Source organism: Methanolobus tindarius DSM 2278 (genome assembly GCF_000504205.1).
In the GTDB taxonomy this organism is placed as follows: Archaea; Halobacteriota; Methanosarcinia; order Methanosarcinales; family Methanosarcinaceae; genus Methanolobus; species Methanolobus tindarius.
The window spans coordinates 469,278-488,436 of the sequence record NZ_AZAJ01000001.1; the positions used below are offsets into that span (position 1 = coordinate 469,278).

Below are 19,159 nucleotides of genomic sequence, written 5' to 3' on the forward strand. Positions count from 1 at the left end.
AATTAATACTTTTCATAACACTGGAAGCAGACTCATAACCCACAACAAGAATTATTGATACAAACATACATGAGTAGGGTTTTGCTATATAAGGTTACTGAAAATCTTTTAATTTAAACTATTTTGCTGTTAGTAAATGTATTTACGAATGTAAATTGTCAAGAAAAGATTAATATATAAAGTAATACTATAATTATTGTGCAATTGTTACGAGTAATACAACTCATAAACCAATTATTCGGTGAAGCTGATGCGACAACTACCCATATTTAAAAAGTTTATTTCATACACAAATGCCCAAATAGGAATTGGAACTCTTATTATATTTATTGCAATGGTTCTTGTTGCAGCAGTTGCCGCAGCAGTACTGATAACAACTTCAGGAGTTTTACAACAGGAAGCCCAATATACAGGAAGGGAAGCTACCAAAGAAGTTTCATCTAACCTTATGATACAGAAGGTTGAGGGGTTCCGGTCAAAGAACAGCAGTACGGATATGGCAAATTCGATCGATCTCCTCAAAATAACACTTGGATTAAGGGCTGCAAGCGAACCTGTTGATCTTTCTGCCCTTGTTATAAGTATTACAGACGGGTACCAGACAAATAATGTAATTTATGCGGGCAACAGGAATAGCCTCGCACCACGCGCAGATTTTGATGGAAATATGTCAGGCTTCAGCACAGATAAGGATGTAAACCTTTACAAACTTGTAACAGAGAACACAACCATAGGAAACACTGAAATAAATGTAACCTATACAAATGCAAAATACTATTTTACAGTTGACACAATCAGAGATGAAGATGACTCTTTTTCACAATCTTCACCCGTAATTACAACAGGAGATTTTGTAGTAATCTATGTAGCAACAGTATCCCCAACATCAGTCAACACAGGATACACAACACTCTATGAGATGAATGTTGCATCTTCATTGCAATCCTCAGGACTTAACCTGATTCCTCGCGCCTCAATAAATCTGGCAATGACACCAGAAGCAGGTGCTTCAACAAATGCAGACTTTATTCTCCCTACGACATTTGGAAGCTATGAAGCAGTGCAGCTTTACCCATAAGAAAAATATAGATCTTGTTGAACGGCATCTGTAAAAAAGTGTGGTGGACTGGTCGGGAATTGAACCCGAGGCCTCTACCATGCCAAGGTAGCGATCTTCCCCTGATCTACCAGCCCGGAATATCATGCCTTAGAACACATTATGTATCATAAAGCTAACGCCATAAAATTACAACGAATAGGTTCTGTCTAAAAAATTTCTTTTGATTTTTCGATTCCGAGCGAAACGTTAAAGTATTTGGATGCGTATTTGGAGTGTCGCGTGATGAAGGCGACACACAAAACGCATAACACAGGCAAATTGGGCCCGTAGCTTAGCTAGGTGGAGCGCACGGCTGATAACCGTGAGGCCCTGAGTTCGAATCTCAGCGGGCCCACCAATCAAACCTGTACTCTTTTTGTTAATAATTATTTTCAAGGAAGTTATATGTTAATTAATTTTCAATCCAATAAATTTAATCTTGTCTGAGCATTTTCTGATTTATACCCGGATTTATGCCTAAAATCGTCCATTAGCTCTTTTGCTATTTCTTTTTATGACTATCAGAAATATTCATACCCTGATTATCTTATGGACGAAAATATATCATCAAAAATAGATGTTAAAGACTTACTATTTTAATATAAAAAATATTAATATATAATAACTACTTATAATAGTGGTTAGTGTAAACAATATTTCAGGGTACAGGCAGGACTAAAACGCACTATACCAAATTCCAAAAACAGAAATACCTGTGTAAAAGCCCTGAATGAACGAATCCGAACAAAACGAAACAATTCATATAATCGGTGATTTACAATGAGAGAGAAAAAACCAACTGGCATGAGTGAAAAGGAGTATGAGATCGTAGAACTGCTCAGGAAATTAGATATAAACAGACCTGTAGCCCTGACTCTTGCCTGCCTCTCCAGTGGAGAAGAAATAACCTCCCGTGAAATAGAAAAGAATTCCAGCCTCAGACAACCTGAAGTCAGTATTGCAATGAGATACCTTAAAGACAACAATTGGGTGGACATTCGGGAAGAAAAGAAAACAGAAGGAAAAGGCAGACCTGTTAAATTATACAGACTTGTCACACCACTGGAAGATATTGTGCAGAGCATTGAGCAGAGAGTGCTTCTTGAAAGCAGATACGTACTCAATAATATTGAAAAGCTGAAAAGGCTTGCATAATCATTTGACTTAGCCAATTAAACTATTTTGCTGCTTCATGCAGCAAAAACTATTTTTTACAGATAGAGCATATCATCAAATACTAATTTGCTTCTATCGAAGATTTTAAGTTAATAAGGTAGTGTATCATCGCTATTACACTAATCTGCAATTATATAATGGAGTTAATCTTTTGAGCACTATAAGTGAGAAAATTTTTAGCCGTGCATCCGGCAAGAATGCGAAAGCAAACGATTTTGTTATCGCAGACGTGGATTTTGCCATGGCACATGACGGTACAAGTGTCCTTGCAGTTAAATCATTCAAGGAAATGGAAGAAGAAAAGGTCTGGAACCCTGATAAGATAATTATTCCCTTTGACCATTTGACACCTGCAAACACAGATACCACTGCTGCACTCCACCACGAGATCCGCGAATGGATAAAAGAGCAGAAAATAAGTAATTTCTATGATGTAGGAGAAGGAATCTGTCACCAGTTACTCCCTGAGAACGGATTTGCCCTCCCTGGAAAACTTGTAGTAGGTGCAGATTCACACTCATGTACCTACGGCGCATTCGGAGCCTTTGGAACCGGTGTAGGTGCCACAGACATGTCAGAGATATTTGCATCAGGAAAACTCTGGTTCAAGGTTCCTGAAAGCTTAAAAATAACAGCTGAGGGCAATTTTAAAAGCGGAGTCTATGCAAAGGATCTTATCCTGAAAATAATAGGCACACTGGGTGTTGCAGGTGCTACTTACAAAGCTGCTGAATTCTACGGAACTGCAATTGATTCAATGTCCATGTCAGGACGTATGACACTCAGCAATATGGCCATAGAGATGGGCGGTAAAGCCGGAATTATACCACCGGACAAAACGACATTTGACTTCCTTGAAGGAATAGCATCTGAAGAATATGAGCCTGTTTATGCTAGTGAAGATGCTGTATACTCGGATGAATACACCTTCAATGCAAATGAACTTGAACCTCAAATTGCATTACCACACCAGGTTGACAACGTCAATGACATAGGTGACATAAAGCCGACAAAACTTGACCAGGCATTCATAGGTACCTGTACCAACGGCAGGCTGGAAGATCTTGAAGTTGCCGCATCCATCCTTAAAGGAGAAAAGGTAGCCATACGTACACTCATTGTACCCGCGTCCCGCAATGTGCTGATAGAAGCTGTCAGAAAGGGTATTATTGAGACCCTGCTGGAAGCAGGAGCTGTGATTGGTTCTCCAGGATGCGGGCCTTGTCTTGGAGGACACATGGGAGTTATCGGCAAAGGTGAAACCTGCATATCTACAGCCAACAGGAACTTTAAGGGAAGAATGGGTACTGGCGGATTTATTTATCTGGCATCCCCTGCAACTGCTGCTGCGTCTGCCCTTACCGGTGAGATTACTGATCCGCGCGAAATCTGATATCTTATTAACACATATATAACAGTGGAGTTAGCAAAATGGAACTTGACAAGCCAAAACTTGAGCACCTAATGGAACATTGGATAGAACATAATGACAGCCACAGCAAGAGTTTCAATGAATGGGCGGGAAAAATTGAAGCTGCAGGATATGCAGATATAGCCGAAGATGTCAGAAGTGCTGCAAAGAAAATGGACGAATGCTCTGTTTTGCTTGAAACTGCCAGACAGAAGCTTGAATGAGCAGGATGTGTTAATGACAGGTAAAACGCTCAATCTCTTTGGGATTATTCTGGTAGCATGTGTAATCTGCCTCTGCGGAGTTGTAAGCGCTGCTACCAGTGTCAGTGTACTTCCATCAGTGGAGACTGTAGCCCCCGGAGAAGAGTTTACACTTGATGTATATATCAAGCCTGATACACTGGTTGCAGGTGTCCAGTTTGATCTGAACTATGACTGTTCACTCGTATCCATAGGGAGTATTGAAGAAGGAGATTTCCTTTCAAGCACGGACTCACCAGTGATGTTCAACCCCGGAAACATTGACAATGATGAGGGAGTTACCACTGAAATTTATGGTACCCTTATTATGGGCGATGGTACATCGGATGAAGGCACTTTCTGTACCATAAAACTGAAAGCATCCGAAGAGACGGGAACCTGTCAAATCAGAATCGAAAATATCATTTTAGGGGACAACCAAGGTGATGAGATAGATGCGGTCACCTATGATGCACTCATAAGTATCAGTGAAGAAGAAATTTCTGACAGAGATAACGACAACGAAGAAGGTACTGAGTTAAACATAATTGACAGAGAGGATGACAATGTAGATTCCCCTGTAGGTGAGGGAACTGTTCAGACTGCTGAAGAAAAAACAACACTTCAGAGTATTCAGGACACAGCAGAAAGCACTGAAACTCAGCAGACTTCTGCACCTGAAGCTGAGAGCAGTACATCAAACATCAGTATACTTACAGTTGCAGCAATTACATTTCTGGCCCTGGCATATGTCCTTGACAGAAAAAGAAAATAAAAAATGAGTTTAAGGGATGACTCCCTTTTCTTTAAGATTTTTTAACCTGATTGTATTGAGTAACAACTCAGCGTTTATCTTCCAAGTTCAGCATGGGCTTTTGCAAGATGACCTGCGGCCTGTGCACCTACAAGTGATATCTCACCGGCAAGCACAGCAGAAGCAATTATCTCTGCAAGCTTTTTAGCATTAGACCCGGGAGGCGTACCTGAGCCATTCACACCAAGAATTCTCAGGCATTCATGCTGAGGTCCCAGATTAGTGCCGCCTCCCACAGTGCCGATGGCCATTGCAGGAAGGGTTACTGAACAGTAGACATCACCATATTTTGTCAGTTCCATGGTTGTTATAGTACTACTGCCTTCTACCACATGAGCAGGATCCTGACCGCATGCAATGTACATTGCAGCTATGATGTTAGCAGCATGAGCATTATATCCAAGGGAACCTGCGCGTGCTGAACCAAGCAGGTTCTTGCGGTAATTTACCTCTACCATAGTCTCAGGTTTGCATTTCAGACGCTTTTCCACAAGTTCGGCAGGTATTGTCACATCGGCAACGACAGTTTTTCCCCTCCCAAGAATATTGTTTATTGCCGCAGGCTTCTTGTCAACACACATATTGCCCGAAAGGGAAATAGGAATTGCACCAAACTCATCCTTGATTAAATTAAGAACCGCATCTGTTGCAATGGTAACCATATTCATGCCCATGGCATCTTTTGTGTCATAGGAAAAACGGACATATACCGAATTGCCGGTCACAAATGGTTTTACATCAACTAACTCACCAAAGCGGGTTGTCTCAGATGCCTTTGCTTTCATACGGGACAGGACATCAGGATCCTGCAACCAGTCTGAAAACTCTTTTGCCTTGATAACATTTTCAAGTCTGAAAACCGGAGCACGAGTCATTACATCCTGAAATACCCGGACATTTGAACCACCGGACTTTGTAATAACTGAGCAACCCCTGTTCACACTGGCAATAAGTGCCCCTTCTGTGGTTGCCAGAGGAAGACGGAATTCATCACTGGCGAACTCACCATTTACTTTAAGTGGACCCGCAACACCCAGAGGCACCTGAATTACACCTATCATGTTTTCTACATTTTTCTTAGTTGCACTCTCGACATCAATTGAAAAATTCTGTATATGATCAAAATCAAATCCTGATAATTCCTCAAGAGAAAACCTTCTGATCATAACAGCCGTTTCCTTGTCAGTAAGAGAGTCAAGTTTATGATAAGAAATCTCGCCGGAAATTACCCCTTCAAGCAACTCTTTTTTTTCCCTGTTCAAATCCATTCTTGATGTCATATATAAGCTCCAATAAACTCCAGTGAATTAAACAAACAGCATCCCATAACGTTTTTTATAAATGTGAACTTGGCATCAATAATACAAATAGTTCACGCCCAATTGTTTCCTGCCTTAGATAAGGAGATGATTTACCAGGAATTAAAATTAAATACGTGATTTTTTATATTAGGATAACATAATAAACAATATTCTAAAATGTACGGATGATAATCAATAAGTTCTATCTTTAAAGGACTTAATCATTAAGAGAAATTGTTTGGGATATGACTATTAAATATTGATCAGAGAGATATAAAAGAGTGGTAATATGACAGATGCCGATCCATCAGAAAGAGTGAGTTCCGGTATTACCGGACTGGATGAAATGTTACGCGGAGGATTCTTTAAAGGAACTGCAAATGTCGTATCAGGTGATTCTGGTACAGGTAAAACGATATTTGGAACACAGTTCATTGTAGAGGGAGCAAAGAATGGTGAAAAGGTAATGTGCATCATCACCTCTGAAGAATCTAAATCTATTGTAAAAGAAATGAAAACATCATTTGGATGGAATCTTGAAGAATATGTTGAACAAGGACTTTTGACCTTTGTAGACATCACTGACCCAAGTCTTCGTCTCCAGAAGAGTGTTGAAATTGCACCATCTGAGCTAATCAAAAGCTTCAAGAAACTTATTGAAAGCAAGATTGAAGATATTCAGCCAACTCGTATCTTCATAGATTCAGTTGAAGCACTTTTCCTTGCAATCGAATCAAATTATAAGTTAAGAACCCTTATTGATGACGTGTTCAGCATATTCCGCAAGCACAATGTTACTTCTGTAATTACAGTCGGAGCAATGTTCGGGCTTGATGAAATGGTAGAATACGGTGCTGATTCTGTTGTAAAACTGGGACGTATCATGGCAGGAAACAACCTTCAACGTTCAATCTATGTTATGAAGATGAGAGGATCCGGCACAATTAACGAGGTCCGTGTACTCAGCATCTCAGACAGTGGCATGGCAGTTCTGGCCCAGTCCCCATATCTGGAATAAGTGGCATTTGTATTCTGCCACTTTTATCTGTTTTTTACTGTTTCTAATTTATCTTCGCATTTATCCAATAATCTATAAAATACGATCTCAGAAAATGATTTTAATTTAAAATTGAAGTAAAAATAGGCAATATACACAATTAAATGATATACCAGTCGTTATCATTTACATTGGTGTTTTCTTCTTCTTCCTCTGAGATTTTTGTTTCGGAAACAGCTCGGAATAACTCTTTTCCCACATATGATGCAATGGCATCAGAAAAGTCCTGAAGGTAGCTTGCCTGGTTAAGACTTCCGTAAATGAATTTCTTACCTGGCTGAACATGTGAGTTAATTGTTTCCTCTTCAGGAACAATTGTTACTTCAACACCGGACATCTCAACTGCAAGTTCCATTGCTTTTCTGAAATCACCGATACAATAAGCAATGCGGTACCTGTAATTGTCCCGGGTCTTCTCAAGATACTCTGCCAGTCTCTGGCTTTCCATTTTGATAAAATCCCTTTTTATTTTGGCAACATTACATTTTCCGAGCATGAACTGGTAATCCATGAAAGGGTATTCAGTATCAAGTTCACGCGGGGTTATGCCGCATGTACCAAAAACCACAACATGGACTTGTTCCGGCTTCAGCATTTCGAATATGACTTTATCGAATATCTTGTGAGAAGGACTTTCATGATATGGTTTCTTTTTTGCGCAGGGAACAAAGATACAAAACTCCCTGACCGGTGCTTTGTACTCAGTCAGTATCCACTCATTTGCGCGTATCATGTCAGGATGATAGATAATTTCATCAGTGTCCAGCGGCAGACTGGACCGTTCATCTTCTGGTATTATTGTCAAGCACAGGAGAATCTGGCAAACTATATATATAATTGACGCAATCTCTATTCGGTTTTGTGCAAACTGTACAACAGTACAGGCACAGTTTTTAGGATACTTATTACAAATTTATGAGGAAAAACATGGCAAGTTCTATACCTGAAATGCTGAGAGCGGAATGTAAATGCGAAGATATGGCAAAGTGTGTTCTCGGTTTGAAAGAGCTTGACATCAGTACCTACAAAGCTCTTCTTGAAAACGGACCAATGACCGCAGAAAAACTCGGGGAACTTCTTGGTCGTGAGCGTAGCACAGCATATCGTTCATTGCAAAACCTGATATCAGCAGGTCTTGTTTACAGGGAAACTAAATCCATATCTATTGGTGGATATTATTATGAATATGTGGGCATCGAACCGGTTGTTGTAAAAGAAATGATCCGCAAGAATATAGACCAGTGGTACGAGAAAATGAATGACCTTATTGAGAACTTTGATAAGGAACTGCTTTCCTGATACACACATGGAATTTTTTTAATTATCGCAGTTAGTAGCTATATTTGCGTTTATATTTCCAAGTTATTTTTAGAGTTAATAATTATATAATATTAATGCATATGTAACTGTTACACATTGTGTTCAATACAGCACAGAACACAAAATAGCAAACAACTATCTCTTGCAGAGTGGGATCATGAGAGATGCAGACAAGAACAAAGAGCAGTTAATTAAGGAACTGCAAGAACTCAGAATTAAATATGAGGACACTTTTAGTAAGCATGAGCCTTCATGCGGCACCATAAATGAGAGTATAAAAAATGATCTCATTGAAACTGAAGAGAATTACAAGCAATTACTTTCATCGATATCAAGCATAATCTGGAAAGCAGATATAGATAAAGATGAATTTAAAAACTTATATATTTCTCCGGTTGCTGACACAATTTTTGGACTTGAACCCGATACGATTAACAACAATTGGGAAATATTTCTTTCTTTTATCCATCCGGATGATGCTGATACCTTACATGAAAAAATACTAAATGGCATCAAAAAAGGTTCCCTTAAAATCAATTTTGAATTTAGGGCAAAGCGAAAAGATGGGACAAATCTATGGTTCTATTGTACCTGTACCATCATTAAAAAGAATGATGTAGCCCAGGTTTTTGGAAATACTGTTGATATTACCGAACGTAAAAGAATAGAGCAGGAATTAAAGAATAAGAGCAATGAGCTCAGCCAGATAGTGAACAGCTTCCCCGTACCGATGTTTGTTATTAATAAAGATCATGAAGTTACATACTGGAATAAAGCATGCGAAAAAGCAACTGCCATATCAGCCAAAAGAATGATTGGAACAAAAGATCCGTGGCTGGCATTCTATCCAAAGAAAAGACCGGTCATGGCTGATATGATAGTTGACAGGAATATGGAAAGTATCATTGATTTATATGAAGAAAAGAGTCTTAAAGACTCATTCATAGAAGGAGGATACGAAGCTGTAGACTTCTTCCCGCTTTTAAACAAATGGCTCTATTTCACTGCTGCTCCACTGAAGGACATGGACAGGAACATAATAGGAGCCATTGAGACTTTACAGGATAAAACTATTGAAAAGCAAGCAGAGGATGCTCTTATATCTGCCAAGATGCTTGCAGAAAATGCCTCACGTACAAAAAGTGAGTTCCTTTCCAACGTAAGCCATGAATTAAGGACACCACTGAGTCTTATTTTAGGATATTCTGACCTGTTACTTGAAGAGAATGAATTGATGGACGAGCAACAGGCAAAGTTTGCCGGAATAATCAAATCAGGTGGATCAAGACTTCTTGACATGATCAACTCCTTGATATACATTTCAGAAATTGAAGATGGAAAAATGGAACTTGAGATAAGTGACTTCTCCCTGCCGGAAATGGTTTACGACATACAGAAAGTTGCAAGATCCATTGCAATCAAGAAAAACGTAAAACTTGATTTTACACTGGATCCTGCTGTCAGAACAATATACGCGGATAAATCCAAACTAAAGATAATATTCCATCACCTGATTACAAATGCCATAAAATTCACACCAGAACAGGGAAGAATATGGGTGGATATAAGGCATGAAAACGGAAGTGCACTTCTTATTGACGTAAAAGATAACGGAATTGGAATTTCTGAAGATGACAAGGCAAAACTCTTTGATACTTTTGTCCAGCTTGATGGTTCTCCGACCCGCAGATACGGAGGAAGCGGACTGGGCCTTGCCCTTGTGAAGAAACTGGTGGAGATCCATAAAGGAAGCATCTGGATTGAGAGTGAACCCGGAAAGGGAAGCACTTTCCATCTGGTAATTCCTGCGCAGAATGAGATAATAAAGAGAACTAATGTGTTACTACATCCAACGGTAGTCTAAAAGAAAATACACTACCTTTTCCAGGTTCACTTTCCACAGAAACATCACCGCCGTGCATATCAACAAATCTTTTTACAAGTGAAAGTCCAAGCCCAGTTCCATCATATTTTCTTGATATCGTAGAGTCAATCTGCTGGAAAGGCATGAAAAGTTTCTTCAGATCATCCGGTGCAATACCTATCCCGTCATCTATTACCGAGAACTCAGCCATGTCTCCTTTAAGGCATGCTTTCAACATAACATGGCCGCCATCAGGAGTAAACTTAATGGCGTTACTTGCAAGATTGAATAGTATTTGCTTAAAACGAACCCTGTCGGCTGTAAGAGATAGTGTCTTTGGCTCAATGGAAATGCTGATTTCAATATTCTTTTTTCTTGCAAATGGGGAAACTATGTTAAAGACATTGCCAAATTTCTCTTCCACAGAGAATGTCTCATAATGTATTTCCATTTTTCCGGATTCTACTTTTGAAATGTCAAGAATATCATTGATAAGCTTTAAAAGATGTTTACCGCTATGGGATATATGACCAAGGGACCGCTTCTGCTGGTCGTTCAGATCACCGTATGATTCATCAAGCAGAAGATCGGAGTAACCGATGACAGCGTTAAGAGGCGTACGCAGTTCATGGCTCATGGTTGCAAGGAATTCACTCTTTGTCCTGTTGGCCTCTTCAGCCATAATCTTAGAATTAATTATAGCCTCTTCAGCAGATTTACGTTCGGAAATATCCTGGAAGTTTTCAAGGATAAACTGGTTCCCTTCGATGAAAATTCTTTTTGAGTTTTTAAGGATCGGAGTTTTGGTACCATTTTTGCATTTTATAGCAGTATCCATTCCCTGGAAACCTTCAAGACCATCTACCCATATGGGACATTTTTTGGACAAAGAACCTTTGGGACAGACTATATCACATAGTTGCCCTATTAATTCCTCTCTTTTGTATCCTGTTATTTCGCAGGTACGCTGGTTCACATCCTCGATAATATAATCCTTTCCTATAATGAGAGTTCCGCCAGGCATGTTTTCATATAATACTTTGAAGCGTTCTTCTATTTCCTTAAGGGTTTTCTCTGTATTTTTACTCTCGCTGATATCGTCAAGATAAAGAATTACTTTACTTCCCGTTTCAAGGGGAACATAAACTGTTGACACAAAAAAATCTCTTCTGGTAATAGTTTCATCAGGCAGAAGAATATCCATATTACCTTCAACATGACGATGGTCTTTACCAGTCTCTAAAGTATCGATAACAATATTTCGGATAGAGCAACGTGAACATTCGGGAGTATTTCCACATCCATTGCCACGAACAGAGTTCACACATGAAAAAATGTCACCACCCTGCATACCCAATACTGATGAAGGATCGCGGCCTATTAATGCAGCGCCTGCCTTGTTAATTTTTTCAATACGATAATTATCACCTATGACCAGCATCAAATTAGGTGCATACTCAAAAGCAGCATCTGTTATCTTTTTAAGATCCAAATCATCAGGATTTTCATCTGATTTTCCTGGTTTACAATCCTCAGGAACATTAACATTTTCCAGAACCATAATTTATCCCTGTTCAGAGTTATTCCAGATGAATAAAAGCCACCTTATACATTCTCCCAGATTATGCTTATCTTTTCTGTAAGACCGTATATTCAAGCAGTTATATATGGCACTTAAGAGAGAAGTTTTTCTCAATACCTGAATAACAATAATTTTTATTTATTTCCTTCCAACCAACTAATTAGCAAAGACCAACAACAGTTATAGTCCATAATCAATAGTTACTAATGCATACTGCATATATTAATTAGTGTATAAAAGTATACTGGCATTATATGCAGCAAACTTTCTAATGTCACGTAACTACAGTAACAGGTATGTCGGACATGCAAACATTGCAAACATAATGTTTTTTTGACATGTGCTTTAGAAATTATTTTATAAAAACGTTGCTATTTTAGGCCGATTGTTGGATCGGAAAAGAACAGAAATTCTTGATTTGCAGAATAGTTCAAAAAAGAAAAACGAAGATAAATAAATCAATTAATTGTATTCATTATTATATTAATTGTATAACAACCTCTGGTTTACAACTTTTATGAATTGAAATATCAATAATACAAGTCAGATACTGATCTTCCTGAACAGATAGGAACCCACTACAACCATAAGAACAGTGAATCCTGAAAGAACCCCAAAACTTACAGCAGGATCAATCTGGGAGGTTCCAAGAAGACCATACCTTATACCTTCTACACCATATGTAAGAGGATCCAGTAGTGTAAGTGACTTTACCCATTCCGGCAGGCTGTCTATTGGGAATAAGGCACCTGACAGGCCAAATATAGGGAAGATAACAAAGTTCATGATAAGCTGGAATCCATGCATATCCTCCATTCTTGAGGCAATTGCAATTCCAAAAGCTGTAAAAGCAAGACCAATTAATGTCATGAAAATTATTGCCACAATAAATCCGGGAATATTACTGATTTCCAGTCCCATGAAAAGTGAGAGTACAAGAATAATAAGACCCTGAATTACGGCTGTTGTAGCTCCTCCCACTGTCTGACCGAGCATTATTTCAAATCTTGACACAGGTGCCACAAGAGTTTCTTTAAGGAAACCGAACTGCTTGTCCCATATTATTTGTATGCCTGCAAAGACAGATGTGAAAAGAACACTCATGGAAATTATACCCGGCATGATAAAGCCAATGTAGCCCTGCTCCATTCCAGGCATGACAACAACAGAATTCAGACCGAATCCAAGTACAAGGAAGAGGAATAGCGGCATACCAAGACTGCCAATTAGTCTGCTTTTTGAACGAATATAACGTTTTACGCTCCTGAGCCATATAGTATAAACGATATCCATTTTATCTCCTCCCTGCCTTTCGCATCATTCGCATTTGATCTTTAGAACTTGCTTCCTCTTCCCTGATGGTTCTGCCTGTAAAATGCAGGAAAACATCTTCAAGGGTTGGTTTGTGAATAGAAAGGGATTTGATTTCAATATCATTTGCAGATGCAATATTTACGATATTTGCAACATGTTTTTCAGCATTCTGTATTCCGATGGTTATTGATGAATCATGAAGTTCAATACTTTTAATCTCAGGCATGGATTTTATTGCTGAATAGAGAGCATCCCTTTCAGGTGATACGAGAGTTATCACATCACCACCAATATCATTTTTGAGATTTTCAGAGGTATCCATAGCTATTATCCTGCCTTTGTCAATTATGGCTATACGATGACAGAGCTTGTCAGCTTCCTCCATGTAATGAGTTGTAAGGATTATGGTGATACCTTTTTCTTTGTTCAGTCTGTCAATGTAGTCCCATAGGTGGTTTCTTGTCTGTGGGTCAAGGCCAAGGGTTGGCTCATCAAGGAAAAGAACCTGTGGTTCGTGCATCAGACCACGTGCTATCTCTAAACGTCGCCTCATCCCTCCTGAGTATGTTTTCACAAGATTGTCTTTTTTATCGAAAAGTTCCACAAGCTTCAGGAGTTCAGTTATTTTCTTTTGCCTCGCTCTTTTAGGAATCCTGTATAGCCTTCCATGAAAATCCATATTTTCATAAGCAGTAAGCTCCTCATCAAGGCTCTGATCCTGAAAAACGATTCCTATGGATTTCCGGACATTGTCCTGATCCTTCAATATGTCAAAACCATTCACTGATGCTTTCCCTGAACTTGGAGGAAGCATTGTTGAAAGCATGGACATTGTTGTGGTTTTCCCGGCTCCGTTAGGACCGAGCAGACCAAATACTTCACCTTTTTTTATGCTGAAAGACAGGTCATCTACGGCAGTGAAATCAGCAAATTTCCGTACCAGGTTCTCAACTTTAATTGCATACATTTTTCATACACCAATGCCTTCAAATATGATATCGATTTTTGAGGAAATATCTCCTGAAAATGAATAGTCGGTTTCTGAGTGTAACCAGGTCATGAGACTGTGGAAGTAGACCGCATAGATAGTTTCTGATGCCAGCTTTGGATCAATATTGGATTTAATGGCACCTTTGTCAATGCCTTCTCGTATGAAGTCTCCAAGCATATTGATGAACTGTTCATGTTTCTTATTTCTGACAGATTCATCCGCTGGTTTTTTCCCGGAGGAAATTATCATTTTTCTATGCTCAAAGGCTAATAACCTTAGGAGTTCCCTGTCTTTTTCATAATATTCAGCCACAAGAACAAGAAATTCCCTGATTTTTTCCCTTGATGAAATGTCACGAAGCATTTGCTCTTTCATGATACTAACTATGAATTCTTCCCTTTGTTCTTTGAAATAAAAGAGAAGTGATTCTTTTGTAGGGAAATAATTGAAAAAAGTACCTTTGGCAATACCTGCTTCTTTAGTAATTTCATCAACCGTTGTGCACTCAAATCCTTTTTCCTTAAACAGTCGACTGGATATTTCAAATATCCTGTTACGGGTTTCTTTTTTCTTTTTCTCTCGCAGGGACATGGAACCTCATCAATCACTACTAAACATGACTGGAGTCATAAATGACTGCAGTCATATTTAAACATTGTCAATACCAGAAACTAGATAAAATACCTGTTTGAGACTAGAATCCGGAGTAAATAACATGGATGAACACCCATTAAAAATAATACAGGACAAAGACACCGATTTATTCAACATAATTGAATCAACTATTGAAAATGCACTTTCGGAAGGCAGCATGCCATTGAAATACAAATTTCTTATTGCCATGGCACTTGATGCTGACCATGGAGCCGTAGACGGAGTAAAAGTGCTTGCAATCCAGGCAATGGAAGCGGGTGCAACAAAAGAAGAGGTTATGGAAGCAGTGCGCATTGCGAACTACATTGGTGGCATTGGAAGTGTTTACACCGCAGCCAATGCCCTGAGAGACATATTATAGATAAAAGTTATCAGTAAAGGAGTAAAATATATTACTTCCTGCTATGCGATAGCAGAACATAATCTTTTCATTTTTTACATCCAGCATACGCATTTCAATCATTTTGATTCTACATCACCGGATTCAGAATCATTATCTCATAATTGAGGTAAGCTGCGAAAGACACCCAGATGATATAAGGAGCCAGCAATACACCTGCAGGTCTTGAAATCCTGTAGAACTGTATAATATTAACAACTATCAGGATCCAGAGTAATGTGATTCCTACAAGTCCCAATCGTGGAGACTGTAATCCAAAGAACAGGTAAGACCATATAAAATTAAAGAACAACTGGACGATAAATATTGACATGGCGGTTTTTACCTGTGAAACAGACCATCCTTTTTGCCAGACAATATAGAATGCGATTCCCATTAAAAGGTAAAGAAGAGTCCACACGATTGAAAAACTCCAGTTTGGAGGAACAAGTGCAGGTTTTTCCAGATATGCATACCATGTTGGAATTGAACTTACTGTAATAAATCCACCGAGTATTCCGGGTATCTGGCAGACGATTATTGAGATAATTAATTGTTTCCAATTAACATTTGAAGCTTTCATTTTTAAATTACTCCCACATACATATCATATTAAATAGAACTTAAACTTAAGCATGAAACATCATAATCTTAATACAGCCAATTTGCCATAAATGTATGATATTTCATACAATCATGATATGTAGTCACACATCTGATTACAAACTCGTATTCTGCACCTTTGAATCATAATCAGCATACACTCCTGTGAATACTATCATAAAAGTTACGATGATAGAAGACATATATATCCACAGAAGTACCACAAGTATTGATCCAATTGTCCCGTAAACGGTTGTGATATTGCTGTAGGAAAGATAGATACCAATCACATATTTTCCCAGTGTCAGTAAAAGTACTGTTAAAAATGAACCGGTAAATACATACTTGAGATTCACCCTGGCATCGGGAAGTACCCTGAAGAGATACATGAAAAGAACAATAAGTGTTATGAAATTTATACCAAAACTTGCATACTGAACAGTACCCACTGATATTGAAAATGCTGTCTGTAAAGCATCGGATATCACAAAGAAGATCATTTCAAAAAGAGTGCTCACGGATACAAGCATCCCAAATGCAAGGGCTGCAATCAGAGCGGATAGTCTTGTATGGAAAAAGTTATGCAACCAGTGTTTGTTTGAAGGAGCGAGATTCCACATTTTGTTTATCAGTTTCTTTATCTGGAAGAAGATGTTGCCTGCACTCCAGAGGTAGATCAGAAAACTGAACACAATCCCAAAGTTACTGGGAGTACTCACAGAAAGCTGTGTAAAAAGAGAATTTAAAGTTTCTATTGCAACATCATCTGCAAATACTGATGCATCCGTTAAGATAGCTGCTTTCAACAATTGTTGTTTCAGGAAGATGCTTCCCATAAATAATGTGAAAAGAAGCAAAGATGGAAGACCGATAAGTGCGTGGAAGGAAAGTGATGCGCTATTTGTTATCCCATCCTCTATGGTCCATTTATCCAGCGTTGTTTTCATAATCTCTTGAAATTGAGAAAGCATTTATAAGAATATTTATGTTATAGAATATATTAGTTATCAGAAGAAATAAAAGAATACATAGATAATAGCCTTAAATATCATAAAAAAGAATGGAAGAAGTAATGAATAATTCCAGTAAAATGGCACAGGCATTACTGATACTTGCAATACTTGCAGCAGTCCTTTTGTATGCACTGTATCCTTACATAAACGCATTTTTCGGTGCATTTATTCTATATGTTGTCTTCAAACCTTTGTACACTTACCTTATTACAAAACAGAAGATCAACAAAAGAGTGGCTGCTTTTACAATAATACTTCTTACTATTGTCCTTATACTGATACCTCTGTATTTCCTTATGACTATAATTATAATCCAGATACAGAGTGTTATATTTGATACGGATACTTTACTGGCACAATTGGCAAATATCAATACCTACGTAGAACAATTTAGTTCAGCCACTCTGCCAATCGGGATCAATTTACAGGAAAAGCTCACAGAGATTGTGACAGCTGCAGCAAACTATTTCAGCATTTTACTTGTTAATGCTGTCCAGAGTATCGGACAGAGAATTATAGAATTTGTAATCATGTATTTCCTGCTCTATTATCTGCTGGTTGGCATAAATTCAACTTGTTCTGCCAAACTTACAAATGCAATACCATTCAGCAGGGAAAATACAGAACTGCTACAAAAGGAATTTACAAATATTGTCAATGCAACACTCATAAGTTCAGGAATAATTGCTGTAGTCCAGGGTGGGTTGCTTACAATCACATTCCTTCTGTTTGGAGTTTCCGGAGCATTCCTCTGGGGATTTATAGCTATGATCCTTTCATTCCTACCTGTTGTAGGAGCACCGATAATCTGGATCCCTGCCGTTATAGTTCAGATAATTCAGCAGGACTATCTTGCAGCCGTAGGAATACTTATCGGCGGCGTTATTATTAGTTCTATTGACAATTTCCTCAGACCAGCCATACAGGACAAAGTTGGAAAAATCCACCCACTTGAATCACTCATCGGAGTTATTATAGGCCTGAACCTGTTTGGACTTCTGGGAATTATCATAGGGCCTTTACTGATCTCTTATGTTGTCCTTATGGCAAAGATGTTCAACGAAGAGTATCTGTCTGAAAATAAAACAGATACAGATTAACTGTATTTTCAGAGAAAGTTATTAGTTCACAAGCGATGGTGGGCAATTTATATATACATGTTTTACGGAATACAATTGCTGAGTTCCTTGTAATGACATATGGAAAATTCAAGCACAATAGTGAATTTCGAAGTGATCCTGTGCTACCTACAAAAGAATATCTTGATCGAGCAATTGAAACTGTATTAAGTCTCAATGATAAAGAAGCATGCAAAATTGCATATGAAGCACTGAAACTTGGAATTGATACTCAATATCTTTTAGAGCATGGTTTTCATGCTGCTCTCTCTTTAATGAAGGATATGTTCGATGAAGGTAAAGTTTATCTCCCACATATGATTGCGGCTGCCGACGCTGTGCAAGCTGCAACTAAGATTTTGATTCCAAACCCCGGCGAGAACATTCTCAAAAATTCAAAAGGTATTGTGCTTCTTGGCACCATAGAGGGAGACATCCATTCTATAGGAAAGGACATCGTTGCAACATCCCTTCAGCTAAACGGCTATGAAGTTATCGATCTTGGAGTGGATGTGCCAGTGGACACCTTTGTTGAAATGGCAATAAAATTCAACCCGGATGTGGTAGCAACATCTGCCCTTATGGCAATCACCATGACAAACCAGATGACACTGGAAGAGAGTCTCAGGGAAGCAGGCATCAGGGATAAATTGAAAACGATGGTTGGAGGAACACCTGTCACCCTGGAATGGGCCAGAGAAATAGGTGCTGACATATATGGTGACAATGCATCCGATGCACTCAGAAAAGTAAATTCCATCATGTGGCCTGAAAATAAACAACAATTAATCGTAGATAAAAAAAATAGTTCTGAAAATATCTGTTACTGATGATAATATATTCTGATACAGTCTGTTTTTTGAGTTATCAGAAGTTGTAGAAAACAGGAAATTACAAGCCGAAGAATCAGAACGCAGGCAAAAAGAAAGCTTTTTGGGAGAGATGATGTTAGGGAATGCAGAGGGAATCTGCCTGCGTTCTGTTATTTTAGACGTTTTTTCGTTTTTCTTCAGCGATTTTCCGATGAACACATCGTACCACCTATGGTCAGCAAAGCCCTGGTCAATGAGGTTTTGTGACCGCACACCATAGTATCAAATACTGATATATAAATATATCTACATTGTAGTATATTATGAGACTCATCATTATGAGATTTTAAATTTTGGGAGAAATTGATCAGTATAATTATTTGCATAGAAGATAAAAAGAAGAAGTAAA

General features: G+C 38.5%; 19 protein-coding genes and 2 tRNA genes. 12 read left to right on the forward strand and 9 right to left on the reverse strand.

Annotated features, from left to right (window positions below):
• The first annotated feature begins 250 nt into the window (after window positions 1-250).
• Window positions 251-1,078, forward strand: coding sequence for an archaellin/type IV pilin N-terminal domain-containing protein (locus tag METTI_RS02085; protein ID WP_023844156.1), 828 nt, complete (start codon window positions 251-253; stop codon window positions 1,076-1,078).
• A gap of 41 nt (window positions 1,079-1,119) precedes the next feature.
• Here METTI_RS02085 and METTI_RS02090 read toward each other — a convergent pair.
• Window positions 1,120-1,194, reverse strand: a tRNA-Ala gene (locus METTI_RS02090).
• 186 nt (window positions 1,195-1,380) lie between these two features.
• Between METTI_RS02090 and METTI_RS02095 the strand changes: the two genes are divergently transcribed.
• The 5 genes from METTI_RS02095 (at window position 1,381) to METTI_RS02115 (ending at window position 4,703) form a co-directional block, all read left to right on the forward strand.
• Window positions 1,381-1,457 (forward strand) — tRNA-Ile (locus METTI_RS02095).
• A 422-nt stretch (window positions 1,458-1,879) separates the two neighbouring features.
• Window positions 1,880-2,254, forward strand: coding sequence for a transcriptional regulator (locus tag METTI_RS02100; RefSeq protein ID WP_023844157.1), 375 nt, complete (start codon window positions 1,880-1,882; stop codon window positions 2,252-2,254).
• Window positions 2,255-2,426: 172 nt separating this feature from the next.
• On the forward strand, window positions 2,427-3,668 hold the full coding sequence (locus METTI_RS02105; protein WP_023844158.1) for a 3-isopropylmalate dehydratase large subunit: 1,242 nt from the start codon (window positions 2,427-2,429) through the stop codon (window positions 3,666-3,668).
• A 38-nt stretch (window positions 3,669-3,706) separates the two neighbouring features.
• Window positions 3,707-3,910, forward strand: a complete 204-nt coding sequence (locus tag METTI_RS02110; protein ID WP_023844159.1) for a hypothetical protein — start codon at window positions 3,707-3,709, stop codon at window positions 3,908-3,910.
• A gap of 13 nt (window positions 3,911-3,923) precedes the next feature.
• The gene (locus METTI_RS02115) at window positions 3,924-4,703 is read left to right on the forward strand and encodes a cohesin domain-containing protein (RefSeq protein WP_023844160.1); all 780 of its coding nucleotides are present in this window, start codon (window positions 3,924-3,926) and stop codon (window positions 4,701-4,703) included.
• A 74-nt stretch (window positions 4,704-4,777) separates the two neighbouring features.
• Here the strand turns inward: METTI_RS02115 and hmgA are convergent, their stop codons facing one another.
• Window positions 4,778-6,022 (reverse strand): hydroxymethylglutaryl-CoA reductase (NADPH), encoded by a 1,245-nt coding sequence (gene hmgA, locus METTI_RS02120; protein ID WP_023844161.1) that lies wholly within the window; start codon window positions 6,020-6,022, stop codon window positions 4,778-4,780.
• A gap of 310 nt (window positions 6,023-6,332) precedes the next feature.
• On the opposite strand from hmgA, the gene METTI_RS02125 reads away from it, so the two are divergent.
• Complete coding sequence (locus tag METTI_RS02125) at window positions 6,333-7,061, forward strand: RAD55 family ATPase (protein ID WP_023844162.1); 729 nt, start codon at window positions 6,333-6,335, stop codon at window positions 7,059-7,061.
• 139 nt (window positions 7,062-7,200) lie between these two features.
• Here the strand turns inward: METTI_RS02125 and METTI_RS02130 are convergent, their stop codons facing one another.
• The gene (locus METTI_RS02130; protein WP_156916232.1) at window positions 7,201-7,911 is read right to left on the reverse strand and encodes a DUF5591 domain-containing protein; all 711 of its coding nucleotides are present in this window, start codon (window positions 7,909-7,911) and stop codon (window positions 7,201-7,203) included.
• 116 nt (window positions 7,912-8,027) lie between these two features.
• Between METTI_RS02130 and METTI_RS02135 the strand changes: the two genes are divergently transcribed.
• Together METTI_RS02135 and METTI_RS14980 are read left to right on the forward strand one after the other, a co-directional pair.
• On the forward strand, window positions 8,028-8,399 hold the full coding sequence (locus tag METTI_RS02135; protein ID WP_023844164.1) for a helix-turn-helix domain-containing protein: 372 nt from the start codon (window positions 8,028-8,030) through the stop codon (window positions 8,397-8,399).
• A 178-nt stretch (window positions 8,400-8,577) separates the two neighbouring features.
• Window positions 8,578-10,284: a sensor histidine kinase gene (locus METTI_RS14980; RefSeq protein ID WP_023844165.1), complete on the forward strand. Its 1,707-nt coding sequence runs from the start codon at window positions 8,578-8,580 to the stop codon at window positions 10,282-10,284.
• Here the strand turns inward: METTI_RS14980 and METTI_RS02145 are convergent.
• From METTI_RS02145 to METTI_RS02160, 4 genes are all read right to left on the reverse strand, one after another.
• On the reverse strand, window positions 10,253-11,845 hold the full coding sequence (locus METTI_RS02145; RefSeq protein WP_023844166.1) for a PAS domain-containing sensor histidine kinase: 1,593 nt from the start codon (window positions 11,843-11,845) through the stop codon (window positions 10,253-10,255). The two genes, METTI_RS14980 and METTI_RS02145, sit on opposite strands and share 32 nt — an antisense overlap.
• A gap of 564 nt (window positions 11,846-12,409) precedes the next feature.
• Window positions 12,410-13,159, reverse strand: coding sequence for an ABC transporter permease (locus METTI_RS02150; protein ID WP_023844167.1), 750 nt, complete (start codon window positions 13,157-13,159; stop codon window positions 12,410-12,412).
• Between the two features lies 1 nt (window position 13,160).
• On the reverse strand, window positions 13,161-14,147 hold the full coding sequence (locus METTI_RS02155; RefSeq protein WP_023844168.1) for an ATP-binding cassette domain-containing protein: 987 nt from the start codon (window positions 14,145-14,147) through the stop codon (window positions 13,161-13,163).
• A gap of 3 nt (window positions 14,148-14,150) precedes the next feature.
• The gene (locus METTI_RS02160; protein ID WP_023844169.1) at window positions 14,151-14,762 is read right to left on the reverse strand and encodes a TetR/AcrR family transcriptional regulator; all 612 of its coding nucleotides are present in this window, start codon (window positions 14,760-14,762) and stop codon (window positions 14,151-14,153) included.
• Window positions 14,763-14,886: 124 nt separating this feature from the next.
• On the opposite strand from METTI_RS02160, the gene METTI_RS02165 reads away from it, so the two are divergent.
• The gene (locus METTI_RS02165) at window positions 14,887-15,186 is read left to right on the forward strand and encodes a carboxymuconolactone decarboxylase family protein (RefSeq protein ID WP_023844170.1); all 300 of its coding nucleotides are present in this window, start codon (window positions 14,887-14,889) and stop codon (window positions 15,184-15,186) included.
• A 109-nt stretch (window positions 15,187-15,295) separates the two neighbouring features.
• Here the strand turns inward: METTI_RS02165 and METTI_RS02170 are convergent, their stop codons facing one another.
• Window positions 15,296-15,787: a TspO/MBR family protein gene (locus tag METTI_RS02170; RefSeq protein WP_023844171.1), complete on the reverse strand. Its 492-nt coding sequence runs from the start codon at window positions 15,785-15,787 to the stop codon at window positions 15,296-15,298.
• A gap of 136 nt (window positions 15,788-15,923) precedes the next feature.
• A complete protein-coding gene (locus METTI_RS02175; protein ID WP_169729093.1) occupies window positions 15,924-16,754 on the reverse strand; it encodes a YihY/virulence factor BrkB family protein in 831 nt (276 codons plus the stop codon).
• Window positions 16,755-16,867: 113 nt separating this feature from the next.
• Here METTI_RS02175 and METTI_RS02180 point away from each other — a divergent pair, with 113 nt between their 5' ends.
• Window positions 16,868-17,920, forward strand: coding sequence for an AI-2E family transporter (locus tag METTI_RS02180; RefSeq protein WP_245596061.1), 1,053 nt, complete (start codon window positions 16,868-16,870; stop codon window positions 17,918-17,920).
• 92 nt (window positions 17,921-18,012) lie between these two features.
• On the forward strand, window positions 18,013-18,768 hold the full coding sequence (locus METTI_RS02185; protein WP_023844174.1) for a cobalamin B12-binding domain-containing protein: 756 nt from the start codon (window positions 18,013-18,015) through the stop codon (window positions 18,766-18,768).
• The last annotated feature ends 391 nt before the right edge of the window (window positions 18,769-19,159 follow it).